Origin of the sequence: Streptomyces muensis (assembly GCF_021474425.1) — a bacterium.
In the GTDB taxonomy this organism is placed as follows: Bacteria; Actinomycetota; Actinomycetes; order Streptomycetales; family Streptomycetaceae; genus Streptomyces; species Streptomyces muensis.
The window spans coordinates 1-22,989 of the sequence record NZ_JAKEIP010000097.1; the positions used below are offsets into that span (position 1 = coordinate 1).

Below are 22,989 nucleotides of genomic sequence, written 5' to 3' on the forward strand. Positions count from 1 at the left end.
CACGCGCCTGCCCCCGCGCCCCCGGCCCGGCCCCGCACCGCCCCAGCGCCCCTCCACCCCCCCCACCGCCACCGTCGCGCGCTGCAGTGCCCGCGCCCGGCGCGCCAGTCGGCGTACGGTCGCGTTGCGCGGGATGAAGGAGAGCTGGGCCGGTACGGCGCCGGGCAGGGCCAGCGAGGTCAGGCGCTTGCGCTTGAAGTAGCGCCAGGTGTGCGGGTTGAGGTGCTTGGTCAGGTAGGCCTCGGCCGCTTCGCGCAGCCCCGGGTAGATCTTCGGCTGCATCGCGAAGCCGACCGCCTCGAGCAGCGCGGACAGTTCGGCCACCCGTTCACGCGGCGGCATCGCCCATCCGGTCACCGCGGAGCCGTCGGCGATGTCGGGGAGCAGGGCGTCGACGATGGTCAGCGGTACCCGGTTGCTGTTCTGGTAGGGCGCGAGCCGGGCCAGCACGGTGTCGGTGCCGACCCGCGCGACCGGCAGGCCGTACAGGCCGGCGGCGGTGAGCAGCGCGGTGGAGAAGCAGCCGACGACCAGGGCGGGCTTCAGCCGCTGGAAGGCGACCTCGGCGAGGACGGGCCGGTCCAGCAGGGTGAGTTCGGCGCCCAGCTTCGACGCCTCGTCCTCCAGGAGCCGCGACCAGCGGGCCGGTGCGAGGGGGTGCGGCTTGAACACGAGCCGGCGGTGGCCGAGCGCCACGGCGCCGCGCACCATCTGCCGGTGCAGGTCCTCCTCCTCGGCGTCGCTGAGGATGCCGAGGGCGGAGAGGTACTGGCCGAGCAGCAGGGCCGGCCGGTCGCCGCCGGACGCGGAGGCCAACTCGGTCTCCGTCTCGGCGAGTTCACCGAGCACCTTCAGGAACGCCTCGGCCGGCACCAGTTCGGCCGGCACACCGAACTCGGTGAGCAGCAGCGGGGTGAGGCCCGGGACCAGATCGAGGTGCAGCAGCCGGCCGATACGGGTGCCGACCAGCGGGTCGATCTTGTCGCGCGTGGGGCCGTAGCTTATGAGGCCGTCGGCGTAGACGTCGACGGGAGCGCCGGTGAACAGCTGGCACAGCGCGAGGGCCGGATTGACCTGGACGGACTCGACGGCCAGCCGCACCTCGTCGTCGCCGAGGTTCCACAGCAGCCGTACGTACCGCTCCCACATGGGGATGTCGTCGGCGCGGGGCGACCAGCCGCTCGGGTGGAACGGGGCGATGGTCGCGTTCCAGGACAGCACCTCGTCGAAGCGCTCACGCAGCAGCTCGAAGCCCGGCATCGTGTCGACGGACGCGGTGATCTCGGGGTTGGTCGCGTTGTTGGTGACCAGCAGCAGTCGCCGGTCGGCCGGTTCGAAGAGCCCGGCGTCCAGGGCGGCGGCCAGGGTCGTGGCGCCGTACAGCGTGGAGGCGCAGAAGATCTGGGTGGTGCGTGGCATCAGGCGGCCACCGTCCGGGTTCCGATCGAGCGGCGGCGCACCCGCCGCAGCCGGGCGGCGCGCTGTGCGTCCATCGAGTCCATGACCTCCGCGAGCACGTCCTGCGGCATTCTTTTCAGGGCGGCGGCGCTCATCGAGCGCAGTTTTCGAGCCACGGCGGGTTCGAACCTCTCGATTTGTCCGAGATGATGAGCCATGATCGCGCAATAGGTGCGCACGGCTTTCGGAAGCAGTTTATCGGCCTCGGGGTCAGCCGCGGTTTCATCGATTACCTGGTCGAACGCGCGAATGAAATCGAGCTGCCGGACATCACCGATCTGGGTGAGCGAAGAGGCCACTCCACGCCGGTAGTAGACGCCCAGCAGTCCCACCACCGCGAAGGACTCCGCCTCCCGGTGCAGTTTCCAGATCCACGGCCGGTCCTCGGCGGTGCGCAGTCCGTGGGTGAACTGCAGGATTCCGCGGTCGACCAGCCTGCGGTGGTAGATGCCCGCCCACGCGTACGCGTAGTCCACGGACGTCGACCGGTCGGCGGGCAGGATCGCCTCGCGCGGGTTCATGACCGTCCAACGCCGGCCGTGCGGCACCCGGTGGATGCTGCGCGCCCGCCCGGTGGACTGCACATGGTCGGTGCGTACGAAGTCGCAGCCCAACTCCTCGATCACGGAGAGGAGTTGGGGGAAGTAGCCGGGGGCGAGCCAGTCGTCGCCGTCCAGGAACGTCAGGTACTCGCCGCGCGCCTTGTCGATGCCCGTGTTCCGCGCGGTGGCCAGTCCTCCGTTCCGCTCGTGTCGGACGACCACCGCGCCCGGCAGCGCACGCTCCGCGCGCGCGAGCAGGTCCGGTGTCCCGTCGGTCGAGCAGTCGTCGACGAGGATGAACTCGAAGTCCTCACGTGAGTTCGCCCGCAGGCTCTTCAGGGTGTCTGGCGCGTATTGCTGCACGTTGTAGAACGGCACGATGACGGAGAGCTTGACCACGCGAAGGACGTTAGGGGGCGGTCCGTCACCCGTCTTTACCCGGAGCTTGATGTCAGGTGAACGACGCGTGGCGATGCCGTGAACCAGGCTTTTTCTCGGCTGCTCCGGACGCCGATTCGCCGTTCGTCGATGTGCTGTTAACCGTTTGTTGCATTCGGGTTGGGCAGAACCTCTCAATCGCTTCCTAGCGTCTTCGACGTGCCAGCAAGTGCGACGAAGACCCGGCGAGTTGCCGTACTCGCGGATTCCGATACCCGGTGGAAATGGGGCGCGCTCACCGCGAACCGTATCGCCCCGGAGAATTCGGACATCTGTTTGGACGGATATCTCCTGCGTGGCCGGGCCACCCCCACCCCCCGCCAGCTCCAGGAAGTCGGCGTCCACGCCGACTCCCTCCGTGAGGTGACCGCGGTCGAGTTCCTGCGCACCATGGGGCAGGAGTCGTACGACGTCCTGGTCCTCGCCCTCGTGGGCGGCGGAGTACAGGCCGTGCTGCACGGCCTGAAGCGGGTCTGGGAGGGCAAGGGCGAGCGGCCCGTCGTCGTCACCGGCTATGTCGGCGTCGTCTACGAGAAGCTCGCCGACGGCCTGCTGCTGCGACATGGCGCGGACCTGGTCCTCGCCAACTCCCGGCAGGACGCCGAGCGGTTCCGCGCGGTGTACGAGGGGGTCGGCGCCGACGCCTCCGCCGTGACCGAGGTGGCGCTGCCCTTCCTCGGCGGCGAGCCCTACGCCGGCGAGCCCGGCCCGTCCACCGAGCAGGAGGGCAGGCCCTACACGGTCGTCTTTGCCGCGCAGCCCTCCGTGCCGGACAACCGCAGGGACCGTACCTACCTGCTGAACCGCCTCATCCAGCACGCCCGCAGGCACCCCGAGCGCGAGGTGCTGCTCAAACTGCGCTCCAAGCCGGGCGAACACACCACGCACATCGAGGAACTGCCGTACCAGAAGCTGGTCCAGCGGCTCGAACCGCCGGCCAACTTCCGTCTGGTGTACGGCAACATGGGCGAGGTCCTCGACCGCACCGACCTGCTGGTCACCATCAGCTCCACGGCGGCGCTGGAGTCGCTGCACCGCCGTATCCCCACCGTCGTCCTCACCGACCTCGGTGTACGCGAGACGCTCGGCAACCACCACTTCGTGGGCTCCGGCTGCCTCGCCTCCTGGGACCAGCTCGACGAGGGACACCGGCCGGCGCCCGACGAGGAGTGGGTGTCCCGGCAGGGCGTCTGCGCCGACGGCACCTACGCCACCGCCTTCGACGCGGCCCGCGAACGCATCGCCAAGCTGCTCGCGCGGCCCGGCGGACTGCCCGCCCTCACGCCGTACTACACGCCGGCCACCGCGCCCGGCTATCTCCCCGGCATCCTCGCCCGCCATCACCTCGGCCCCGACGGCAGCGTCCTGCCGGGGGCACCCACAGCCGACAAGGAACCCGGACCGGTCCGTCAGATAGTGCGCCGGGCGGCGCGCGGTGCCTACCGGCACGGCGTGCAGCGGGTGGCGCCGGTCATCCGGCGGATGGGCGAGCTGTGAGCCGCCAGACCCCACGTCAAGGAGCAGAACCCATGTCCAACCCGGAAGCAGGGCAAGGCACTTCGGTGCCGCGCGTGCTGGCCGTGATCCCCGCGCGGGGCGGCTCCAAGGGCGTGCCCGCGAAGAACCTCGCCCCCGTCGGCGGCGTACCGCTGGTCTCGCGGGCCGTGCGTGAGTGCCGGGCCTCCAGACTCGTCACGGACGTCGTCGTCTCCACCGACGACCAGGGCATCGCGGCCGCCGCCCGGCAGGCCGGCGCCGAGGTCGTGCTGCGCCCCGCCGCCATCGCCGGCGACACCGCCACCTCCGAGGCGGCCGTACTGCACGCCATGGACGCCCACGAGGCGCTGCACGGCGCGCCGGTGGACGTGGTGCTGCTCGTGCAGTGCACCAGCCCGTTCATCGTCCGCGAGGACCTCGACGGCGTCGTCAAGGCGATCGTCGCCAACGGCGCCGACACCGCGCTGACCGTCGCGCCCTTCCACGGCTTCGTCTGGCGCCACGGCGACGACGAGCCCACGGCCGCCGTACGCGCCGAGCGCCATGCGGTGCAGGCCGGCACGGACACCGTGGCCACCCGCACCACCACCTCCGGCGGCGGCTACGGCGTCAACCACGACAAGTCCTTCCGCCCGCGCCGCCAGGACCGCCCCCAGGACTTCCTGGAGACCGGCGCCGCCTACGCGATGGACGCCCGCGGCTTCCGCGAGCACAAGCACCGCTTCTTCGGCCGTACGGAACTCGTCCGCACCGACCCGGCCCGGGTCCTGGAGATCGACGACCCGCACGACCTGGCCCGCGCCCGGGCGCTGGCGCCGCTGTTCGACGCGGACCGGCCCGGCGCCCTCCCGACCACGGACGACATCGACGCGGTCGTACTGGACTTCGACGGCACCCAGACCGATGACCGGGTGCTGATCGATGCCGATGGAAAGGAGTTCGTCTCCGTGCACCGCGGAGACGGCCTCGGCATCGCCGCCCTGCGCAAGAGCGGCCTGAGGATGCTGGTCCTGTCCACGGAGCAGAACCCGGTCGTCGCCGCCCGCGCACGGAAGCTCAAGCTCCCCGTGCTGCACGGCATCGACCGGAAGGACCTCGCACTCAAACAGTGGTGCGAGGAGCAGGGCATCGCGCCTGAGCGCGTGCTCTACGTCGGCAACGACGTCAACGACCTCCCGTGCTTCGCCCTCGTGGGCTGGCCCGTGGCGGTCGCGAGCGCCCACGACGTCGTGCGCGGCGCCGCACGCGCGGTCACCACCACCCCCGGTGGCGACGGCGCCATCCGAGAGATCGCCAGCTGGATCCTCGGCCCCTCTCTCGACTCCCTCACCAAGTAAGGACATCTCTGCCATGAGCACCAACTCCCGTCTGCGCTCGTTCGGTTCGCGTGAGGTCGGCCCGGGCAAGCCCGTCTACATCTGCGGCGAGATCGGCATCAACCACAACGGTGAGCTGGAGAACGCCTTCAAGCTCATCGACGTGGCCGCCGAGGCCGGCTGCGACGCCGTCAAGTTCCAGAAGCGCACCCCGGAGATCTGCACCCCCCGCGACCAGTGGGACATCGAGCGCGACACCCCCTGGGGCCGGATGACCTACATCGACTACCGCCACCGCGTGGAGTTCGGTGAGGACGAGTACCGCCAGATCGACGAGTACTGCAAGGAGAAGGGGATCGACTGGTTCGCCTCCCCGTGGGACACCGAGGCCGTCGCCTTCCTGGAGAAGTTCGACGTCCCCGCCCACAAGGTCGCGAGCGCGTCCCTCACGGACGACGAGCTGCTGCGCGCCCTGCGCGCGACCGGCCGCGCCGTCATCCTCTCCACCGGCATGTCGACCCCGAAGCAGATCCGCCACGCCGTCGAGGTCCTCGGCTCCGACAACATCGTCATGTGTCACGCCACCTCCACCTACCCGGCGAAGGCCGAGGAGCTCAACCTCCGCGCGATCAACACCCTGGAGAAGGAGTTCCCGAACGTCCCGATCGGCTACTCCGGCCACGAGACGGGCCTGCAGACCACGCTGGCCGCGGTCGCCCTCGGCGCCGTCTTCGTCGAGCGCCACATCACCCTGGACCGCGCGATGTGGGGCTCCGACCAGGCCGCCTCGGTCGAGCCGCAGGGCCTGACCCGCCTCGTCCGCGACATCCGCACCATCGAGGCCTCCCTCGGTGACGGCGTCAAGAAGGTCTACGACTCCGAGCTCGGCCCGATGAAGAAGCTGCGCCGCGTCGCCGGCGTGGTCGCCGAGGCGGAGATCGCCGCGGCGGCGGGCGAGCCGGTCCAGGTCTGAGACAGCTCCTGCTGAATCCGGGTCCGAGTGCTCCGAACGCGAGCGCTCGGACTCGGAGCCAGTTCCAGCGACTTCTGCATACGAGCGCCGCATGAGCGCCTTACGACGGGACGGTCGTACGTCGATGAGCCCCCGCGCCGGGAACACCGGCCCCCACACTCTCGCCTTCGTCGAGAGTCCGGTACAGCTCCTGAACGTGCTGGAGTGGGCGCACGCCCGCGAGCCCGGCGCCGACACGGGCCTCACACTCGTCGTCCTGTCCCCGATCGACCCCATGACCCGCGGCCAGCTGCGCCGGATGGCCGAACTGGCCCGCGAGGACGGTCACGAGGTCCGCTGGGAGGAGGCGCGGGGCGGCGCGGCGGCCCCGTTCCAGACCATCGGCGGCCTCGCGGGCCTGCTCCGCCGGGCGGACAGGGTGGTCCTGGGCGACCCGTTCTCGCGGTATGTGCAGCTGCTGTTGACGATCACGCGGGCCCGCGACCTGGTCGTCGTCGACGACGGCACGGCGACCATGGAGTTCGTCGCCCAACTCGCCCGCGGCGAACGCCTGGTCCGCTGGCACCGCAAGGGCGGCCGCCCCGGTCCCCGTGACCTGGTCTTCGCGCCGGTGTCGTCGGCGGCCCGCAAGCGCCTCACCCCGAGCGACCACCGCAAGGTCGAGATCTTCTCCTCCATGCCGATGGAGGAGACCCTCCAGGGCGTGACGATCACCGCCAACACCTTCGCCTGGACCCGTGACCGCTTCGGCCCGCCCCGCATCACCAAGGGCGCGGACATGGTGGGCACCTCGCTGGTCGAGACCGGCGTCGTCGACGGCGACCGCTACCTGGAGGCCGTCCGCTCCCTGGCCAGGGCCCACGGCGCCACCCGCTACTTCGCCCACCGGAGGGAAAGCGCGGAGAAGCTGCACCGGCTGGCGGTGGAGACGGGGTTGGAGGTCGTACGGCCGGATCTGCCGCTGGAGCTGATCGCCCGGCGGGGCCCGATCGGCCGTACGATCCTGAGCTTCCCGTCCACCGTCGTACACACCCTGCCGCTGGCCCTGTCCGGCACGGAGGTGCGCGTCGCGGTGTGCGACATCGACCCGGCGTGGCTCACGGAGAATGCCTCGCCTCGGGCGCAGGGGTTCTTGTCGGGGGTCACCGGGACGGCCCGGGATGTGCACCGGCTTGCTGCCGTGACCGCGGTGTAGGACCGTCACCCCGGGGCTGCGGCGGCTCGGATCCCGAGGGCGAGGAGCACCACGGCTGCGATCCTGGCGCTCATGCGTCTGAAGCGGGGTTTCCGCACGGTGCCTGAGGCGCGCCGGATGAGGACGGTCCAGATGAGGAGCCAAGCCGTGATCAGCAGCGCGTGGGCGCTGGCCAGGGTGAGGATCTGGCCGCCGAAGGGGCGATCGGCTTCGATGAACTGGGGAACCAGGGTCAAGTAGATGGAGGCCGCCTTCGGGTTGAGGACATTGGCGAGCAGGGCCTGGGCGTAGACGGAGCCCGACGGCGCCGGTTGGGACCGGCGGACGGGAGCGCGCGCCGATGCCGTGGCGGAGCGCCACGTCCATAGGCCGAGGCCGATGAGGTACGCGGCGCCGATGAACTTGACTGCGGTGAAGGCCCGGCTGGAATGCATGACCAGGGCCGACAGGCCGGCCGCCGCGAGAGCGGCGTGCACGTACAGTCCGGTGGCCGTGCCGAGGACGACGGGGAGGGCTTGGCGGCGGCCGTCGACGCTGACGTGCTGGGCCAGAAGGGTCAGGCTCGCTCCGGGGGTGGCGACCAGGGGGAGCACCGCCGCCAGAAACCCGAGCACGGCACAGGGGTGGACCATGTTGTCTCCCGGTCGGGCGGGTGGGGTCAGAGCACGACGCGGTAGTGGGTGGTCAGGCGTCGGTCGTCGCCCAGGACGTGGAAGGCGAGGCCGGGTGGCTGGTCGCGGTCCGCGGGCCGGTCGCCTTCCCAGGGCATACGCAGGGTCCAGGTGACGGCAGGCCCGACGATCAGGGGACGGGCGGCGAAGGTCGAGGCGGCAGCGGTGTGGGCGTGTCCGGTCAGGACGGCGACGACCTGCGGGTGCGTGTCGAGCAGGGCGGCCAGCCGTCCGGGTTGTTCCAGCATCCCGGAGTCGGGCAGCGGGTGGTGGAGTTCGACCGGCGGCTGGTGGAAGGCGATCAGTGCCGGGGTGTGCTGCGGCAGTTCGGCCAGCCGGGCGTCGATCCAGTCGAGTGTCCGGTCGTCGAGGCGCCCCTCGTCACGGCCGGGGATGGTGGAGTCGCACATCAGGATGGCGGCCCCGGCGATGTGGTGGATCCGGTTCACGGGGCCGTCGTCGGGTGCCTCCCCGAGCAGGGCCTTGCGGTAGGCCGGACGCGCGTCGTGGTTGCCGGGGCAGGGGAGCACGGGGAAGGGGGCCGTGAGAATGCGAGCCGCCTCCTCGTACTCGGCCTCGGCTCCGTGATCGGCGATGTCTCCTGTGACCAGGAGCGCATCGACCGGACGAGGAAGGGCCCGCAGATGGTTCATGACGCTTTCGGCGCGCCGGGTGGCCCTCTCACTGCCGTCCAGGTGCAGGTCACTGATCTGGGCAAGCAGCACCGTCATGCTCGGTCCCCCTCCCGGGCAGGGTGGTCCCCGCCTCGATGCCTAACGGTAAATCTCACTTTTCCGTTAGAGACTTTAGGGTGTACGCGCGAATGTGATCAAGTGGTCGACGACGAGGCAGGGGAGGAGACGCCGATGGAGCGCTGGCCGGCACTGGAACTGGCGAGCACGATCCGCCACGACGGAGACGGCGGTGTCACCGACGACCTCGCCACGACCGACGGAGTGACCCGCTGGATCCAGGCACGGCCGGACCTGCTGGCCGGCCATGTCCCGGCCGGGGACATGGCAGCGGACGACGAGCTGAGAGTGGAGATCATCGAGCTGCGCCGCGCGGTCCGAGCGCTGTTCGCCCGAGCGGTCAGCCCCGCTCCCCCCAGCTCGGCGGACGCCCGCCGACTCATGCCGGCCGACCAGGCACTGGCCCACCTCAACGCGGTCGCCGCCCGTGAAACGGTCGTACCGCAACTGGACTGGCCGTCGGACGGTGCCCCCACGGCACATCTGCTGTCGGCCGAGGACGACCCGAAGGTCCGGCTCGTGGCAGCCCTGGCCCGCGCCGCCATCGACTTCCTCAGCGGCCCGCAGCGCGAGCAGTTGCGCGCCTGTACCGCGCCCCGCTGTGTGCGCTATTTCGTCAAGAGCCACGGGCGGCAGGAATGGTGCAAGCCGTCGTGCGGGAACCGCGCCCGAGCGGCTCGGCACTACCGGCGTCAGCGCACGGCCACTGACGGCGGCCAGTGATGCGAACGGGCCGCGTGGATCACGGCTGCTTGCGGGCCGGGACGAACGGGCGCGGGCGCTTCTCCTCGCCGGCCGGCTCGCGCGGGACGTTGGCCTGGAGCTGGAGGTCCGCCTCGGCCAGGTGGGTGATGACGGTGTCCGGCCACTAGGGACCAGTGGCCAGGGGCCCCGAGGGAACTCACCGGGGGCGATGGGCGAAGGAGAGATGAAAGCCCAAGCCTTCGAAGCGTTCCCAGAACGAGAGGAGCCCCGATGACCGTCGAGCCAGGCGTCCGCACGGGGGCGGACAGCGATGCCTCGGTGATTGCGCGGTCCCGGGACGAGCCCGAGGCGTTCGCCGTGCTCTTCGACCGGCACGCGGATGCGGTACACCGTTATCTGGCCCGCAGGCTCGGCGGCGAGTCGGCCGACGACCTCATGGCGGAGACCTTCACCACTGCCTTCCAGCAGCGGCACCGGTACGACCCGGCGCGGGCCGCGGGCGACGACGCCCGGCCCTGGCTGTTCGGGATCGCGACCAACCTGGTCGGCCGGCACCGGCGGGCCGAGGCCCGCCGGTTCAAGGCCCTGGCCCGCATCCCGGCCCCCGCCGACCACGAGGAGCCGCTGGCCGACCGGGCCGCGGCCCGGGTGGGGGCACAGGCCGTGCGCCGCGAGCTGGCGGCGGCACTGGCCGCACTGCCGGCGCGGCACCGGGACGTGCTGCTGCTGGTGGCGTGGGGCGGCCTCGGCTACGACGAGGTGGCCCAGGCCCTCGGTGTCCCCGTCGGCACGGTCAGATCACGACTGCACCGGGCTCGCAGCAAGCTACGCGAAGCGTTGGGCGGATCCGATCCGACGACACTGCGAGAGGTATCCGGCCATGACTGACGAACTCGAACTCCTGCGAAACTGGGACGCGGACGCGGCCCCGCTCACCGAACCGACCCGAGCACAGGCCCGCCACCGACTGCTCAACACGATCAAGCGCACGGAGCGGCACCCCGGCCCCGCACCCAGCCGCCGCCACGCGCTGCGCCTCGCGGCGGCCGCGGTGGTCACCATGGCGGTGGCGGGCACAGCAGTCGTGATCACCGCGGACGGCGACGAGGGCGGCCGCGCCGGCACGAACGCCCCCCGGATGCGCAACGCCGCCGCCGTGACGGTGCTGAACGGGGCGGCGGCATTCGCGAGCAGGCACGAGAAGCCCGTGGCGCCGCGTGACGACCAGTTCATCTACTCCAAGCGGGTCATCGAGGAGACGGAGCGGAAGACCGGCGAGGTCAAGACCTACGTGGACGAGAACTGGGACTCGGTGGACGGCTCCAAGCGATCCCTGACCATGGAGCTCGGCCGGGTGATCTGGGAGGAGCCCATGGGGAAGAGCAGCGTGTGGCCACCTCGGGAGTGGAGCAAGCTGCAGAAAATGCCCACCGACCCGGAGAAGCTCATCCAGGCCATCGCCGGCTCCGGCACATCCGACAAGTCCCTCGACGACTTCACCGAATGGGACTGGTACGACGCCTACTTCATGCTGGGCGAGCTGCTGAAGTGGCCGGTGCTGCCCGAGGGACTGCGCCCCGCCGCGTACCAGGCGCTGGCCCTGGTGCCCGGGGTCAGGACGACCCCGGGGATGAAGGACTCCGCCGGCCGCGCCGGGGTGGGCATCTCCTACGCCGAGGAGCCGCGCCAGAAGGACAAGTACCTCATCTTCGACCCGAGGTCCTACGAGTTCCTGGGCTTCCGCGACGTGCGGACCTCCCGCTCCGGCAAGCAGACGTACGTCCAGCTGTCCCACGTGGTGGAGTGGGCGATCGTCGACCGCTTGAAGCAGTACCCCTAGCCCAGACCCGGCTGGTCGGCCCGGTTCCAGGCCGACCAGCTGGTTCGATGCTCAGTGCCCGTGGTGGTACTCGGCGACGGCGCCGAACGCGGCCTTGGGTTCCCACGGCATGTCGGGGTAGGCGTCCCCGTAGGTGTTCTCGAGGACCTTGACGATGCCGTAGCCGGCCAGGTCCAGGTCGTCGCGGGGGTCGCCGTCGGGGCGGTGCGGATGGGAGTGCAGGGCGAACAGGAACACGAACGTCGTATCGACGCCCTCGGTGTCGAACACCTCCAGAAGTTCGCGCAGGTACGCGGCCTGACCTGCCTCGTCGCGGGCGTACTCGCCCTTCAGCCGGAGGGGCCGGCCGCTGTCGGGGTCGTTCTCGACGATCTCCAGGCCGCGGGCACCAGCGGCGCCCGCGCCGCGGTAGGTGGCCGAGCCGAACTCGGTGATCGCGACCGGCTTGCCCTGCGCGACCAGGGCGCGGACACCGTCGGCGAACTGGCCGGCGTTGTCGGCGGATCGATACAGGTCCAGGGAAACGATGTCGAAGGGCGTCCAGTCCACGCCGTCCAGCGGCACGGCGGCGTAGGTGACGGGGCCGCCGAAGCGTTCGCGGACCACGGCCGCGGCCTTGCCCAGGAAGTCGTTGACCCGTCCGCCGACCGCGCCGATGTGTTCGCGCAGCCGCTCCGGCCGGCTCAGCAGCGCCACGCGCTCGTCGGCGGTGTCGCCGGGCAGGAAGCCGGGGTTCATGATGCTCATCTCGGCGCCGGTGACGAACACGACCTCGGCGCCGCGCTGCCGTAGGCGCTCGGCCCGCTCGGCGCAGTCGGCGAACAGAGCCAGCATGTCCTCGGCACCCTGTTCCAGCGGGTACGGCGAGAACCACACCTCCAGACCGAGCTCGGCAGCGAGGCGGGCGGCCTGCTCCAGCCGGTCGGGGTCGCCGCCCACGACACGGACCGCGGTGCAGTGCAGGTCGTCGCGGATGACGCGGAGTTCGCGCTCGACCGCCGCAGGGTCGAAGTGCTCGCGGGAGATCCCGCTGCCGCGGATGAAGCCGGTGTCGTAGGTGATGCCTTTGGCGCGCATGCGGCGGTCCCATCGGGTCGACGAATAGATACGGTACGTGACGTACCCTATTTGCCGACAAGCCGAGGTCAAGACCACCATGGAAGGGAACGACTGGTACCGGTCACGGGAAGGACCCATGGCGGAGGCTTCGACAGGACAGACGGGAGCCGGACAGACCCGGCGCCGCGGCGCGGCCCTGGAAGACGCGATCCTGCGGGCGGCCGTCGACGAACTCACCGAGTCCGGATACGCCGGGCTGACGATGGACCAGGTCGCCAAACGCGCCGGCACCAACAAGAACGCCCTCTACCGGCGCTGGCCGAACCGCCTGGCCCTCGCCGTCGCCGCATACCGGCGGATGACCACGACCGCCGAGCCGCCCGACACCGGCAGCCTGCGAGGCGACGCCCTGGAACTGCTGCGCGCGGCGAACCGGCACTGGAGCTCGCCCCTCGGGGCGATCCTGCGGGACCTGATGGCTGCCGCCGGCGGCGCGTCGGAGTTCCTCGCCCAGCTGCCGGAGCAGTCCACCGACGCCGTGACCGCCACCTGGCTGACCGTCCTGGGACGCGCGATCACGCGCGGCGAGGCATCGCCGGAGGCGCTGCACCCCAGGGTCGCCACAACGGCGATCGTCCTGCTCCGCAACGAGTTCGTCGTACGCGGCGTCCCCACCGCGCCGGACGAGGTCCTCGTCGAGATCGTCGACGAGGTGTACCTGCCGCTCCTGCACGGCCGCGGTACGGGCTGACGGGCCGGGCGAACGGGATGTGGCCCGACTGCAGGTTGGGTTTTCGACAGCTCCTTCGCCAGCCCGTGGATGAGGTCACGCGACCGCTCGGGTTCGAGTGACACCGCTCAGGTCAAGGCCGCTTGCGGGCCAGAACGAACCCACGTGGGCGCGTCTCCTCGCCGGCCGGTTCGCGCAGGACGCGGGCCTGGACCTGGAGGTCCGCCTTGGACAGGTGGGCGGCGACCGTGTCCGGCGAGCGCCAGTAGCAGTCGAGTGAGATCGCGTGACCGAAGCGTTCGGCTAGGTGGAGATGCTCCTCGTCGGGGTCGTCGGGCCGGCTCGACTGGAACGCGAGGAGCACATGGCCGCCGGGCACCAGGACACGCTGGAACTCGGCGAACGTGGCGGCGAGATGCTCGGTCGGGACATGGATCACGGAGTAGAGCGCGATGATCCCGCCGAGCGTGTCGTCCGGGAGGTCCAGGGACGTCATCGAGCCCACGTGGAACCGCAGTTCGGGATGCGCGCGCCGGGCCAGCTCCACCATCCGCGGCGAGATGTCGACACCGAACACCGGCAGACCGAGCGCGTGGAGGCGGGCGGTGACGTATCCAGGACCACTGCCGAGGTCCGCGACGGGCGCCGGGACGTTGTCGCGGGCGAGCTCGGCGAACGTGGTGACCAGGGAGCGGTCCAGAGGAGCGCTGTCGGCAAACCAGTCGGGGAAGGCCTCGGTGTAGGCGGGGGCGATGACGTCGTACGAGGCTCTGGTGGCCCCCAGGAAGTCGGTGTATTCGGTGATCGCGGGGCTCTGGGGGCTCTGAGGGTTCTCGTCGCTCACAGGGCGCACCCTAACGAGTGCACGGGGGGCTCTGTGGCTCGTCGAGGGCACTGGAGCTGACGCTGTCCACGTTCGCAGGCCGCGGCAAAGAGTCACGATGCGCTGGTGTGCACGGACGGCGGCCGTGTGCGCTGTGTGACGGAAGGTTGCGCGATGGTAAGGCCCGGGGATCGAAGCTGTCCCCGCCATGCCATCCCGTCCGGTGGACAGAACCGCCGGGGAAGCGCGGGACGTGGTATGCGTAGAGAAAAGAACTACCTACCCATCTCCATCCGCACCCATGCGTCGAACGGCCAGATTTTCTTCCCCTGAGGGGTTGAACTTTTGTTGATCGAGGGAGAGTTGGCCACCCGGCGTCCTACCCTGTAGAGGGTGAACCAACTGATGTCCCAAGAGTCCGAGGTCGATCGCACCGGGGAAGCCGCACTTCCCGGCACCCTGCCGGAGGCGCTCCGTGCGGAACTCGTCGAGTTCCGGCGTGACTTGCACATGCACCCGGAGCTCGGCAACCAGGAGTTCCGTACCACCGCCGCGATCAAGGGCCGCCTGGAGAAGGCCGGCCTCCAGCCCCGCGTGCTCGACTCCGGAACCGGGCTCATCTGCGACATCGGGGAGATCGGGACGACCGGGGAACAGGACGGCGAGCGGTCCTTCCTCGCCCTGCGCGCCGACATCGACGGCCTGCCCATCCCGGACACGAAGAGTGAGTGCCCGTATCGCTCCACCGTGCCGGACCGCGCGCACGCCTGCGGACACGACGTCCACACGACCGTCGTACTGGGCGCGGGCCTGGTCCTCGCCGAGCTGCACAAGCAGGGCCGGCTGCCCCGGCCCGTCCGGCTGCTCTTCCAGCCCGCCGAGGAGGTGCTCCCCGGCGGCGCCCTGGACGTGATCAAGTGCGGCGGGCTCGAAGGCGTGGGCCGGATCCTCGCCGTGCACTGCGACCCCAAGGTGGACGCCGGGAAGATCGGCCTGCGTCAGGGCCCGATCACATCCGCCTGCGACCGGCTCGAAATCGCCCTGGACGGCCCCGGCGGGCACACCGCCCGCCCGCACCTGACCACGGACCTGGTCACCGCCGCCGCCCGGGTCGTCACCGACGTCCCCGCGATCGTCGCCCGGCGCGCCGACGCCCGTAGCGGTCTCTCCGTGACCTGGGGCCGCATCGAGTCCGGCCACGCGCCCAACGTCATCCCGCAGCGCGCCGAGCTCTCCGGGACCGTGCGCTGCCTGAACCTCGACACCTGGCGGCAGGCGCCCGACCTCGTCGTCGCCGCCATCGACGAGATCGCCAACCTGCACCGCGCCAAGTCCGAGATCAACTACGTCCGTGGCGTCCCGCCCGTCGTCAACGACCCGGACGCCACCGAACTGCTGCGCGCCGCCATGACCGCCCGCCGCGGCGCCGACTCCGTCGAGGGCACCGAGCAGAGCCTCGGCGGTGAGGACTTCTCCTGGTACCTGGAGCACGTCACCGGCGCCATGGCCCGGCTCGGCACCCGCCACCCGGGTGACCGCATCGGGCGGGACCTCCACCAGGGCGACTTCGACGTGGACGAGTCCGCCATCACGGTGGGCGTGGAGATGTTCACGGCGGCTGCGCTTCTCGACTCCGTCGGTTAGGCGGACTGTCCCCTCCGCTTGCGGCACCCCTGCGGCCGGGGGAGTCTGACCCCATGGCGGACGGTCCTGAGCGCCATCACGGTGACGGCACCCCCGGTACGCACGGCTACCGGGGTGCGCGGTGCGCGGCGGGTGAAGTCGCCCCATGCGTGCCGTTCGATCCGATGGTTCACAAGGACGTAACCGGCCATCGGCACGAATGGATAACGGCAAGACGAAACCCCGTTCCCAGGAGTGTCTACGCGCGTTAATGTGCGCCGAACTCAGCACCCACTGCGGGGCTTGGAGAATGGGGACTTCACGATGCGTCGGATATCCAAACTGACCCGTGTCGCGGTGGGGATCGCGTCGATCGCGCTCGCTGCCACGGCGTGTGGCGGTACCAGCAGTGACAGCGGCAGCGACAGTGACGCCAGCGGCGACACCAAGGGCCTCGCCATCGCGTACGACATCGGCGGCAAGGGCGACCAGTCCTTCAACGACGCCGCGTACGCCGGCCTGGAGAAGGCCCAGAAGGAGTTCGGCTACAAGACCGCCGACATCGAGCCCACCGAGGGTGAGACGGACGCCGACAAGGAGCAGCGCCTGGCGTCCCTCGCCAAGCAGGGCTACAACCCGGTGATCGGCATCGGCTACGCCTACGGGCCTGCCATCACGGCTGTGTCCGCGAAGTACCCGAAGACCACCTTCGGGATTGTGGACTCGACGGTAGAGGGTGCCAACGTCGCCTCGCTGATCTTCGCCGAGGAGCAGGCTTCCTACCTCGCTGGTGTCACCGCCGCCAAGGCCACCAAGACGGATGTCGTCGGTTTCGTGGGTGGTGTGGACATCCCGCTGATCCACAAGTTCGAGGCCGGTTACAAGCAGGGTGTCCTGGACACCAACCCCAAGGTCAAGGTCCTGTCGCAGTACCTGACGCAGACCGCGGAGGAAGGGGGATTCGCCAGCCCCGACAAGGGCAAGGCCGCCGCCGAGGGCCAGATCGAGAAGAACGCCGACGTCATCTACCAGGCGGCCGGTCTGTCGGGTCAGGGCGTCATCGAGGCCGCCGCCAAGGCCAAGGTCTGGGCGATCGGCGTCGACTCCGACCAGTACAAGCAGGCCGCGCTGGCCAACTACAAGCAGTACATCCTGACCTCGGCGCTGAAGGACGTCGGCGGCGCCGTCTACGCGCTGGCCAAGTCCGTCGAGGACGGCAAGCCGCTGACCGGCACCCAGACCTTCGACCTGAAGGTCAACGGCGTCGGCCTGTCCGAGTCCAACCCCGAGTTCGCGAAGATCGCCGGTCTCTCCGACGCCGTGGCCAAGGCCAAGGAAGGCATCATCGACGGCTCGATCAAGGTCAAGACCGAGTAGTCACGGCCGTACGGTGTAGTCACGGTCGTACACCCACACAGCGGGCGGGCATCCGAGGATGCCCGCCCGCTGTGGCGTTCCCGCCCTTGGTCAAGGTCCGACATGGTGTTGGCCACGGGCGGATAACAAGGTGGACAGAAGGGGTTTTCAGGCTTGTCTACGCGCGTTAATCTGCGACGAAAGCCAGCGCCGTAGCTGCAAGCTGTACCCGAGCTGTACCGTCCGGCGCTGGGCGAACCCGGAGAAGTACAGGCACGCCCCCACATCTCTCCGGCCCCGCCTTGTACGACAGGAGCTCTACACATGCGCCGGATTTCCCGGATCACGGTCGCAGGCGCAGCGACCGCCTCTCTGGCCCTCGCGCTGTCCGCCTGCGGCGGCACCTCGACGTCCGCCTCGTCGTCGGACTCGAAGGGCGACAAGGGTCTCGCCATCGCGTACGACGTCGGCGGCAAGGGCGACCAGTCCTTCAACGACGCCGCGTACGCGGGCCTGGAGCAGGCGAAGAAGGAGTTCCAGTACGACACCGCCGACGTCGAGCCCACCGAGGGTGAGACGGACGCGGACAAGGAGCAGCGACTGGTGTCGCTGGCCAAGCAGGGCTACAACCCGGTGATCGGCGTCGGCTACGCGTACGCCACCGCCGTGAAGGGTGCCGCGGAGAAGTTCCCCGACACCACCTTCGGCATCGTGGACGACTCCACCGTCGAGTCGAAGAACGTCGCCGACCTGGTCTTCTCCGAGGAGCAGGCCTCGTACCTGGCCGGCGTCGCCGCCGCCAAGAGCACCAAGACGAACACCGTCGGCTTCGTCGGCGGCGTGGACATCCCGCTGATCCACAAGTTCCAGGCCGGCTTCGAGCAGGGCGTCGAGGACACCAGTGGCGGCAAGGTCAAGGTCCTCTCCCAGTACCTCACGCAGACCGCGGAGGAGGGTGGCTTCTCCAGCCCGGACAAGGGCAAGTCGGCCGCCGAGGGCCAGATCGAGAAGAAGGCCGACGTCGTCTACGCGGCCGCCGGTCTGTCCGGCCAGGGCGTCATCGAGGCCGCCGCCGCCAACAAGGTGTGGGCCATCGGCGTCGACTCCGACCAGTACAAGCAGGAAGCCCTTGCCAAGTACAAGGACTACATCCTGACCTCGGCGATGAAGGACGTCGCCAAGGCGGTGTACAACCTGGCGCAGTCGGTCGAGGACGGCAAGCCCGGGACCGGTATCGTTCGTGGCGATCTGAAGACGGGTGAGGTGAGCCTGTCGAACTCCAACCCGAAGTTCGCGGACGACACCGAGCTCCAGGACGCCATCAAGACGGCCAAGGAGAAGATCATCAGCGGCGAGATCAAGGTCAAGTCCAGCTGAGCCCAGAGCTACACCCTGAGCAGCGGTAACCCCGGGGTTACGTCCGCTCAACGGGGTACGGGGAGGCTTTCCGAAGGCCCTCCCCGTGCCCCGTTGGTCGCGGTGCGTCGGCCCCTTTCAGGCCATAGGGGCGCTACGCGCGTAGACGACCCCCGTCCCCAGGAGAGTGCGCCATCAACGCGTCCAGCAGCCCTCCGGCCGGCGCGGCGGTCAACGGTCAGGCGACCGCCGTCGAACTCGCCGGGATCACCAAGCGATTCCCCGGTGTCGTCGCCAACCACGACATCCACCTCACCGTCCGCAAGGGCACCGTCCACGCCCTCGTCGGCGAGAACGGCGCCGGCAAGTCGACGCTGATGAAGATCCTCTACGGCATGCAGAAGCCGGACGAGGGCACCATCGCGGTCGACGGCCAACAGGTCAGCTTCTCGTCGCCGGCCGACGCCATCGTCCGCGGCATCGGCATGGTCCACCAGCACTTCATGCTCGCCGACAACCTGACCGTCCTCGAGAACGTCGTGCTGGGCAGCGAGAAGCTGTACGGCATCGGCGCCAAGGCCCGCCGCAAGATCACGGAGATCTCCGAGCGCTACGGCCTCGGCGTGCAGCCCGACCGCCTCGTCGAGGAGCTCGGCGTCGCCGCCCGCCAGCGCGTGGAGATCCTCAAGGTCCTCTACCGCGGCGCCACCACGCTGATCCTCGACGAGCCCACGGCCGTCCTGGTGCCGCAGGAGGTCGACGCGCTCTTCGACAACCTGCGCGAGCTCAAGGCCGAGGGCCTGTCGGTCATCTTCATCTCCCACAAGCTGGGCGAGGTGCTCTCCGTCGCCGACGAGATCACCGTCATCCGGCGTGGTACGACGGTCGGTACCGCCGTTCCCGCCGAGACGACCCCGCGTCAGCTCGCCGAGATGATGGTGGGCAGCGAGCTGCCGACGCCGGAGACCGCCGAGTCCACGGTCACCGACCGTCCCGTCATCACGGTGGACAAGCTGCGCCTGGAGGCCGCCGGCGGCAAGGCGCTGCTGGACGACATCACTTTCACCATCCACGCGGGCGAGGTCCTGGGCATCGCCGGCGTCGAGGGCAACGGCCAGACCGAGCTGGTCGACGCGCTCATCGGCCTCAAGCACGCCGACTCCGGCACGATCAAGCTGGTCGACGAGGAGATCACCGGCTGGGTCACCCGCAAGCGCCGCGAGCAGGGCATCGGCTACATCCCCGAGGACCGCCACCGCCACGGCCTGCTCCTGGAGGCCCCCCTCTGGGAGAACCGCATCCTCGGCCATGTCACCGAGAAGCCCAACGCCAAGGGCGTCTGGCTGGACCTCAAGGCCGCGCAGGCCGACACCCGCCGCATCGTCGAGGCGTACGACGTCCGCACGCCCGGCATCGACGTCACCGCCGCCTCGCTGTCCGGCGGCAACCAGCAGAAGCTGATCGTCGGCCGCGAGATGAGCCACAAGCCGCGCTTCCTGATCGCCGCCCATCCCACCCGCGGTGTGGATGTCGGCGCCCAGGCCGCGATCTGGGACCACATCCGCGAGGCCCGCCGCGAGGGCCTGGCCGTGCTGCTGATCTCCGCCGACCTGGACGAGCTGATCGGCCTGTCCGACACCCTCCGCGTGATCTACAACGGCAAGCTGGTCGCGGACGCCGACCCGGCCACCATCACCCCGGAGGAACTGGGCTCGGCCATGACCGGTGCCGCCACCGGCCACCTGGAACACGACGAGAACGCCGAGCCCGGCGCAGACACCCCCGAGATCCGCAAGTCTCCCGAGGCTCCGGAAGACGAGGCCCGCTGATGAAGAAGTTCGACAAGGAGCGTGTGCTCCTCGCGGTGGCCGGACCGGTCATCGCGCTCGCCGTGGCCTTCGTGCTCAGCGCGATCGTGCTGCTCGCCTCCGGCAAGAGCCCGGTCGAGCCGTACGCCCTGATGTTCGAGCAGATCGGCTTCTCGGACATCCAGGTGCTGGTCATCAACCAGGCCTCGATGTACTACATCGCGGCCCTCGCGGTGGCCATCGGCTTCCGGATGAACCTGTTCAACATCGGCGTCGACGGCCAGTACCAGCTCGCCGCCATGATGGCCGCCGTCGTCGGCGCCCACATGAACCTGCCCGCCGCGATCCAGATCCCGCTGCTGCTCCTCACCGCGGTCTGCACCGGCGCCTTCTGGTCCGGCATCGCCGGTGTCCTCAAGGTCACCCGCGGCGTCAGCGAGGTCGTCGCGACGATCATGCTGAACGCCATCGCCACCTCGGTCATCGCCTACCTGTGGCTGCCGAACGTCTTCGGCGTCAAGGTCGGCAACAACAACACCACCGGCGAGATGCACGAGTCCGGCTGGGTCCCCGGCATCGACATGGGCGACGCCGGCGAGATCTACGGCCTGGTCTTCCTCGCCGTACTCCTCGGCATCGGCTACTGGGTCGTCCTCAACCGCACCCGCTTCGGCTTCGACCTGCGTGCCTCCGGCGCCTCGGAGTCGGCCGCCGCGGCCTCCGGCGTCGACCCCAAGCGCATGGTGCTCACCGCCATGCTGATCTCCGGCGGCATCGCGGGCCTGGCCGGTCTGCCGATCCTGCTCGGCGATACCCACACCTACAGCCTGAACTTCCCCACCGGCATCGGCTTCCTCGGCATCGGCATCGCCCTGCTCGGCCGTAACAGCCCCGTCGGCATCGCGTTCGCCGCCCTGCTGTGGGCCTGGCTCGACAAGGCCTCGCCCGAGCTGGACTTCCACGGCTACGACAAGGAGATCGCGGTCATCATGCAGGGCCTGATCGTGCTCTCGGTCGTCGTCTCCTACGAGGCCGTACGCGAGTGGGGCCTGCGCCGCCAGCAGCGCCGGGTCGGCGCGGAACTGGCCGCCGGTCACGTCCTCGGCGCCGACAACAACACCACGAAGGAGGTGGCTGGCCGATGACTGCCCCGACCTCAGCGGTTGATGTCAACCAGCCCACGCTGCAGCCCGCGGCACCGACCGGCCGCCGCCTCTCGTGGCCCGTCCTGCTGCTGGTCATCGCCGGAGCCCTGGCGCTGACCTCGATCGTCCGCATCATCACCGGCGCCGACGGCATCACCAACGTCAGCCAGATGTCCACCGCGCTCCAGCTCGCCGTGCCGATCGGCCTCGCCGGTCTCGGCGGTCTGTGGGCCGAACGGGCGGGCGTCGTCAACATCGGCCTCGAAGGCATGATGATCCTCGGCACCTGGTTCGGTGCCTGGGCAGGCTTCCAGTGGGGCCCGTGGACCGGTGTCGTCGTCGGCATCATCGGCGGCTGCATCGGCGGCATCCTGCACGCCATCGCCACCGTCACCTTCCGCGTCAACCACATCGTCTCCGGTGTGGCGATCAACATCCTCGCCCTCGGCATCACCCGCTACCTCGCGCCGCTGGCCTTCGAGGGCCACGCGGGCGGCTCGGCCAAGCAGTCCCCGGCGGTCGACTCCCTCGGCCACTTCACCGTGCCGGGCCTGTCCGACGGGCTGCGGGACCTCAACAACCAGGGCTGGTTCTTCATCTCCGACATCGCCGGCCTGCTCGGCGGTCTGGTCACGAACGTCTCGTGGCTGACGCTGATCGCCGTCGCGCTCATCCCGGCGACCTGGTGGATCCTGTGGCGCACCGCCTTCGGTCTGCGCCTGCGCTCCTGCGGTGAGAACCCGATCGCGGCCGAGTCCCTCGGCGTCAACGTCTACAAGTACAAGTACATCGCGGTCGTCATCTCCGGTGGTCTGGCCGGCCTCGGTGGCGTGTTCCTGTCGATCGTCGCCAACCCCTTCTACCTGGAGGGCCAGGTCTCCGGCCGCGGCTACATCGGTCTCGCGGCGATGATCTTCGGCAACTGGATGCCGGGCGGCCTCGCCCTCGGCGCCGGGCTCTTCGGCTACACCGACAGCCTCAACCTGCGCGGCGGCTCCACCAACGTGCACGCCCTGCTGCTGCTCGGCGCGCTGCTGCTGATCATCGGCGCGATCTGGCTGGTGATCACCAAGAAGTACGCCTCCTCGATGATCACCGCGGTCGTCGGCGCCCTGGTCTACGCCTGGTACGCCACCACCAACGAGGTCCCGAACCAGGTCGTCTCGGCCACGCCGTACGTCATCACCCTCGTCGTCCTCACCCTGTCCGCGCAACGCCTGCGCATGCCCAAGGCGGACGGCCTGCCGTACAAGAAGGGCCAGGGCAAGTGACCTCGCCCGCCGCCCACGACGTCGACTGGGACAAGCTGCGCGCCGCGGCCCGGGACGCCATGTCCCGGGCGTACGCCCCGTACTCCGGCTACCCGGTCGGCGTCGCGGCCCTCGTCGACGACGGCCGTACGATCACCGGCTGCAACGTGGAGAACGCGTCCTACGGCCTCGGACTGTGCGCCGAGTGCGGACTGGTCTCCGAGCTGCAGAACTCGGGGGGCGGCCGGCTGACGCACTTCACCTGTGTGGACGGCGACGGCGAGATCCTCGTCCCGTGCGGCCGCTGCCGCCAGCTGCTGTACGAGTTCGGCGGCCCGGAGCTGCTGCTGCAGACCCCGGCGGGCATCCTGCCGCTCTCGGAGATGCTGCCCCAGGCCTTCGGGCCGGGCCACCTCCGCAAGTAAGCCGTCACCCCCGTGCGGCCCCTCCGA

Annotated in this window: 21 protein-coding genes; 15 read left to right on the forward strand and 6 right to left on the reverse strand. The window is 70.0% G+C overall.

Annotated elements, in window-relative coordinates; translation table 11 throughout:
• Positions 1–1,419: polysialyltransferase family glycosyltransferase (locus L0P92_RS22535; protein ID WP_234764631.1), on the reverse strand; the 1,419-nt coding region annotated here is incomplete at its 3' end.
• Positions 1,419–2,399, reverse strand: a complete 981-nt coding sequence (locus L0P92_RS22540; RefSeq protein ID WP_234764632.1) for a glycosyltransferase family 2 protein — start codon at positions 2,397–2,399, stop codon at positions 1,419–1,421. The genes L0P92_RS22540 and L0P92_RS22535, both read right to left, overlap by 1 nt.
• A 198-nt stretch (positions 2,400–2,597) precedes the next feature.
• Between L0P92_RS22540 and L0P92_RS22545 the strand changes: the two genes are divergently transcribed.
• The 4 genes from L0P92_RS22545 to L0P92_RS22560 all read left to right on the forward strand — a co-directional run bounded on the left by L0P92_RS22545 (position 2,598) and on the right by L0P92_RS22560 (position 7,419).
• On the forward strand, positions 2,598–3,935 hold the full coding sequence (locus tag L0P92_RS22545; protein WP_234764633.1) for a DUF6716 putative glycosyltransferase: 1,338 nt from the start codon (positions 2,598–2,600) through the stop codon (positions 3,933–3,935).
• A 32-nt stretch (positions 3,936–3,967) separates the two neighbouring features.
• Positions 3,968–5,272 (forward strand): N-acylneuraminate cytidylyltransferase, encoded by a 1,305-nt coding sequence (locus tag L0P92_RS22550; protein ID WP_234764634.1) that lies wholly within the window; start codon positions 3,968–3,970, stop codon positions 5,270–5,272.
• A 13-nt stretch (positions 5,273–5,285) separates the two neighbouring features.
• The gene (locus L0P92_RS22555) at positions 5,286–6,224 is read left to right on the forward strand and encodes an N-acetylneuraminate synthase family protein (protein ID WP_234764635.1); all 939 of its coding nucleotides are present in this window, start codon (positions 5,286–5,288) and stop codon (positions 6,222–6,224) included.
• Positions 6,225–6,348: 124 nt separating this feature from the next.
• Positions 6,349–7,419, forward strand: a complete 1,071-nt coding sequence (locus tag L0P92_RS22560; RefSeq protein WP_234764654.1) for a hypothetical protein — start codon at positions 6,349–6,351, stop codon at positions 7,417–7,419.
• 5 nt (positions 7,420–7,424) lie between these two features.
• On the opposite strand, the gene L0P92_RS22565 is transcribed toward L0P92_RS22560, so the two are convergent.
• Together L0P92_RS22565 and L0P92_RS22570 are read right to left on the reverse strand one after the other, a co-directional pair.
• Positions 7,425–8,051, reverse strand: a complete 627-nt coding sequence (locus L0P92_RS22565; protein ID WP_234764636.1) for a LysE family translocator — start codon at positions 8,049–8,051, stop codon at positions 7,425–7,427.
• 26 nt (positions 8,052–8,077) lie between these two features.
• Positions 8,078–8,821: a metallophosphoesterase gene (locus L0P92_RS22570; protein ID WP_234764637.1), complete on the reverse strand. Its 744-nt coding sequence runs from the start codon at positions 8,819–8,821 to the stop codon at positions 8,078–8,080.
• 135 nt (positions 8,822–8,956) lie between these two features.
• Between L0P92_RS22570 and L0P92_RS22575 the strand changes: the two genes are divergently transcribed.
• The 3 genes from L0P92_RS22575 to L0P92_RS22585 all read left to right on the forward strand — a co-directional run bounded on the left by L0P92_RS22575 (position 8,957) and on the right by L0P92_RS22585 (position 11,387).
• Positions 8,957–9,565, forward strand: a complete 609-nt coding sequence (locus tag L0P92_RS22575; RefSeq protein WP_234764655.1) for a CGNR zinc finger domain-containing protein — start codon at positions 8,957–8,959, stop codon at positions 9,563–9,565.
• 252 nt (positions 9,566–9,817) lie between these two features.
• Positions 9,818–10,435, forward strand: a complete 618-nt coding sequence (locus L0P92_RS22580; protein WP_234764638.1) for an RNA polymerase sigma factor — start codon at positions 9,818–9,820, stop codon at positions 10,433–10,435.
• Positions 10,428–11,387 carry a CU044_5270 family protein gene (locus L0P92_RS22585; protein ID WP_234764639.1) on the forward strand — a complete coding sequence of 320 codons (960 nt, stop codon included), beginning with the start codon at positions 10,428–10,430 and terminating at the stop codon, positions 11,385–11,387. Before L0P92_RS22580 ends, L0P92_RS22585 begins: the two co-directional genes overlap by 8 nt.
• Before the next feature lie 51 nt (positions 11,388–11,438).
• On the opposite strand, the gene L0P92_RS22590 is transcribed toward L0P92_RS22585, so the two are convergent.
• Positions 11,439–12,464 carry a glycoside hydrolase family 113 protein gene (locus L0P92_RS22590; RefSeq protein WP_234764640.1) on the reverse strand — a complete coding sequence of 342 codons (1,026 nt, stop codon included), beginning with the start codon at positions 12,462–12,464 and terminating at the stop codon, positions 11,439–11,441.
• Between the two features lie 118 nt (positions 12,465–12,582).
• On the opposite strand from L0P92_RS22590, the gene L0P92_RS22595 reads away from it, so the two are divergent.
• Positions 12,583–13,197, forward strand: coding sequence for a TetR/AcrR family transcriptional regulator (locus L0P92_RS22595; RefSeq protein ID WP_234764641.1), 615 nt, complete (start codon positions 12,583–12,585; stop codon positions 13,195–13,197).
• 112 nt (positions 13,198–13,309) lie between these two features.
• On the opposite strand, the gene L0P92_RS22600 is transcribed toward L0P92_RS22595, so the two are convergent.
• Positions 13,310–14,020, reverse strand: a complete 711-nt coding sequence (locus L0P92_RS22600; RefSeq protein ID WP_234764642.1) for a class I SAM-dependent methyltransferase — start codon at positions 14,018–14,020, stop codon at positions 13,310–13,312.
• A gap of 384 nt (positions 14,021–14,404) precedes the next feature.
• On the opposite strand from L0P92_RS22600, the gene L0P92_RS22605 reads away from it, so the two are divergent.
• From L0P92_RS22605 to L0P92_RS22635, 7 genes are all read left to right on the forward strand, one after another.
• Positions 14,405–15,643 (forward strand): M20 family metallopeptidase, encoded by a 1,239-nt coding sequence (locus L0P92_RS22605; protein WP_234764643.1) that lies wholly within the window; start codon positions 14,405–14,407, stop codon positions 15,641–15,643.
• Between the two features lie 303 nt (positions 15,644–15,946).
• Positions 15,947–16,999: a BMP family lipoprotein gene (locus tag L0P92_RS22610; RefSeq protein WP_234764644.1), complete on the forward strand. Its 1,053-nt coding sequence runs from the start codon at positions 15,947–15,949 to the stop codon at positions 16,997–16,999.
• Between the two features lie 303 nt (positions 17,000–17,302).
• Entirely contained in the window at positions 17,303–18,355 is a 1,053-nt protein-coding gene (locus L0P92_RS22615) for a BMP family lipoprotein (protein WP_234764645.1), read from the forward strand.
• Between the two features lie 173 nt (positions 18,356–18,528).
• Positions 18,529–20,163: an ABC transporter ATP-binding protein gene (locus tag L0P92_RS22620; RefSeq protein ID WP_234764656.1), complete on the forward strand. Its 1,635-nt coding sequence runs from the start codon at positions 18,529–18,531 to the stop codon at positions 20,161–20,163.
• Positions 20,163–21,287: an ABC transporter permease gene (locus L0P92_RS22625; RefSeq protein WP_234764646.1), complete on the forward strand. Its 1,125-nt coding sequence runs from the start codon at positions 20,163–20,165 to the stop codon at positions 21,285–21,287. Before L0P92_RS22620 ends, L0P92_RS22625 begins: the two co-directional genes overlap by 1 nt.
• Positions 21,284–22,558 (forward strand): ABC transporter permease, encoded by a 1,275-nt coding sequence (locus tag L0P92_RS22630; RefSeq protein WP_234764647.1) that lies wholly within the window; start codon positions 21,284–21,286, stop codon positions 22,556–22,558. Before L0P92_RS22625 ends, L0P92_RS22630 begins: the two co-directional genes overlap by 4 nt.
• Positions 22,555–22,962 (forward strand): cytidine deaminase, encoded by a 408-nt coding sequence (locus L0P92_RS22635; protein WP_308289746.1) that lies wholly within the window; start codon positions 22,555–22,557, stop codon positions 22,960–22,962. Before L0P92_RS22630 ends, L0P92_RS22635 begins: the two co-directional genes overlap by 4 nt.
• The last annotated feature ends 27 nt before the right edge of the window (positions 22,963–22,989 follow it).

Coding starts and splice junctions, on each gene's coding strand:
- L0P92_RS22550 (WP_234764634.1), top strand. CDS start 3,968: ATGTCCAACCCGGAAGCAGGGCAAGGCACTTCGGTGCCGCGCGTGCTG.
- L0P92_RS22555 (WP_234764635.1), top strand. CDS start 5,286: ATGAGCACCAACTCCCGTCTGCGCTCGTTCGGTTCGCGTGAGGTCGGC.
- L0P92_RS22560 (WP_234764654.1), top strand. CDS start 6,349: ATGAGCCCCCGCGCCGGGAACACCGGCCCCCACACTCTCGCCTTCGTC.
- L0P92_RS22565 (WP_234764636.1), bottom strand. CDS start 8,051: ATGGTCCACCCCTGTGCCGTGCTCGGGTTTCTGGCGGCGGTGCTCCCC.
- L0P92_RS22570 (WP_234764637.1), bottom strand. CDS start 8,821: ATGACGGTGCTGCTTGCCCAGATCAGTGACCTGCACCTGGACGGCAGT.
- L0P92_RS22575 (WP_234764655.1), top strand. CDS start 8,957: ATGGAGCGCTGGCCGGCACTGGAACTGGCGAGCACGATCCGCCACGAC.
- L0P92_RS22580 (WP_234764638.1), top strand. CDS start 9,818: ATGACCGTCGAGCCAGGCGTCCGCACGGGGGCGGACAGCGATGCCTCG.
- L0P92_RS22585 (WP_234764639.1), top strand. CDS start 10,428: ATGACTGACGAACTCGAACTCCTGCGAAACTGGGACGCGGACGCGGCC.
- L0P92_RS22590 (WP_234764640.1), bottom strand. CDS start 12,464: ATGCGCGCCAAAGGCATCACCTACGACACCGGCTTCATCCGCGGCAGC.
- L0P92_RS22595 (WP_234764641.1), top strand. CDS start 12,583: ATGGCGGAGGCTTCGACAGGACAGACGGGAGCCGGACAGACCCGGCGC.
- L0P92_RS22605 (WP_234764643.1), top strand. CDS start 14,405: ATGTCCCAAGAGTCCGAGGTCGATCGCACCGGGGAAGCCGCACTTCCC.
- L0P92_RS22610 (WP_234764644.1), top strand. CDS start 15,947: ATGCGTCGGATATCCAAACTGACCCGTGTCGCGGTGGGGATCGCGTCG.
- L0P92_RS22615 (WP_234764645.1), top strand. CDS start 17,303: ATGCGCCGGATTTCCCGGATCACGGTCGCAGGCGCAGCGACCGCCTCT.
- L0P92_RS22625 (WP_234764646.1), top strand. CDS start 20,163: ATGAAGAAGTTCGACAAGGAGCGTGTGCTCCTCGCGGTGGCCGGACCG.
- L0P92_RS22630 (WP_234764647.1), top strand. CDS start 21,284: ATGACTGCCCCGACCTCAGCGGTTGATGTCAACCAGCCCACGCTGCAG.